The sequence below is a fragment of the Verrucosispora sp. SN26_14.1 genome (assembly GCF_004307965.1).
In the GTDB taxonomy this organism is placed as follows: domain Bacteria; phylum Actinomycetota; class Actinomycetes; order Mycobacteriales; family Micromonosporaceae; genus Micromonospora.
This window is the reverse complement of sequence record NZ_SISL01000742.1, coordinates 1-1,763: the sequence shown is the minus strand read 5'-3', so window position 1 is coordinate 1,763 and position 1,763 is coordinate 1. Positions and strand designations below refer to the sequence as shown.

The window sequence follows — 1,763 nt, the reverse complement described above, 5'->3', positions numbered from 1 at the left end:
GCGGTGGCGCGTACCGCCTCGACGTCGCCGGCCAGCCGGGCCAGGGTGAGTTCGACGGCGGCGACCAGCCGGGCGAACCGGCTGCGGCGCGGCTCCGGCAGGGCCTCGGCGTGCCCGGCGGCCAGGCGCAGGTGCTGGTGGGCCGCGTCGGCGTCGCCGTCGAGGGTCCGCTGGGCGGCGCAGGCCAGCGCCAGTTCCGGGTCCCGTGACACCGCCTCCGCCGGGGGCGGCGCGGGCACCGGCCCGGTCGGGCCACCCCGGTCGTACGCCAACTCCGGCCAGCCGGTCACGAAGAGGTCGGTCGCGGTCGTCCAGTCGCCGCCCACGAGCGCGTGCCGCAGCGCGTCCGCCGGTCGGCTGTTGCCGGCATACCAGCTCGCCGCGCGCAGGTGCAGGTCACGCTGTTCCTCGGCGGGCAACCGGGCCAGTTCGCGGCGCAGCAGGTCGGCCAGGAGCGGATGGCACCTGTACCAGACCGGACGGCCACCGTCGGGGTGCAGCAGGCCGACGTCCTCGGCGAGCGCGCCGAGCCGCCCCTCCGCGTCGGTGTCGCCGGTCAGCGCCACCGCCAGCCCGGCGCAGACGGTGTCGGTGACCGCCGCGCGGCGCAGCAGGTCCCGATCCGCCGGTTCCAGCCCGGCGAGCACCTCCTCGCGCAGGTAGCCGGCGATCGCCGGCTGGTCCGCGCCGAGCTGGGTGATCCACCGGTCCGGGTCCGGTTGCCCGTGCAGCGCGAGCGCCGTGATCCGCAGGGCCGCCGCCCAGCCCTCGGTACGCCCGCGCAGCCGCTCGACGGCGGCGGCCGGCACCGCCACGCCGTGCGCGGTCAGCAGATCGGCCACCTCGTCGGCGGTGAAGGCCAGGTCACCCGGACCGATCTCGGTCAGTTCACCGGCCAGTCGCAGCCGGTGCACCGCCAGCGGCAGGCCCGCGCGCCCGGCCGCCACCACCCGCAGCCGCTGCTCGGTGTGGCGCAGCAGGAACTCCAGTCCGGCCAGGGCAGCCGGATCGGTGACGCGGTGCAGGTCGTCCAGGACCAGCACCACGGGTCGCTCCCGGGCGGCCAGGGCGGCGGCGAGCACCTCCAGCTCGTCCGGGCGCGGGGCGCGGTCGGGCACCGGCGTCGCGGCCGGGTCCCCTCCCGGGTCCGCGACCGATCGCAGCGCCGCCGCCAGGTACGACCAGAGGCGGTCGCTGTCGTCGCCCGCCTCCACCGAGATCCAGGCCGGTGCCGGGGCGTCCGGGTCGGCCTCGGTCACGGCCTGCCGCCACGACGCGAGGAGCGTCGTCTTGCCCCAACCGGCGGGCGCACGGACCAGCGTGACCGGGGACGCCACCCCCTCGTCCAGCAGTCGGGCCAGCCGGGGACGCAGCACCACCGGTCTCGGCAGCACGGCAGGCGTCAGCCGCGACGCCAGCAGGGGCGGGCCGGCCGGTACGCCGACCGCCCCGGCGGTCCGTACGGTGCTGCGGTCATCCGGCATCCGGCCCACCCCCACGGACGCGTATCCCTCCCCCGGTCCTGCGGCGGGCGGTTACCCCACCGGCAGCGGTTCACCCCTTCGGGGCGAGTCGGGTTCACCTGACCCCGGGCGACCGTGGGGAGGTTCCGTCCGCCGGTCGGGCCGCCGATCCGGACGATCGGGGCGGACACGGATCCGGAGGTGCGAGTGGGACGGGTCAGGACGGTCGTCGCGGTGGCCGGCGTCCTCGGTGCGGCGGCGGCCCGTACCGCCCGGGTGGTGGTCGCGCGCCGGTGGGCC

1 protein-coding gene is annotated in these 1,763 nt (G+C 77.9%); it reads right to left on the bottom strand.

Annotation, left to right across the window (positions count from 1 at the left end):
* On the bottom strand, positions 1-1,484 hold a 1,484-nt coding region (locus EYA84_RS31510; RefSeq protein WP_153227127.1), incomplete at its 3' end, for an AAA family ATPase.
* Positions 1,485-1,763 lie beyond the last annotated feature (279 nt).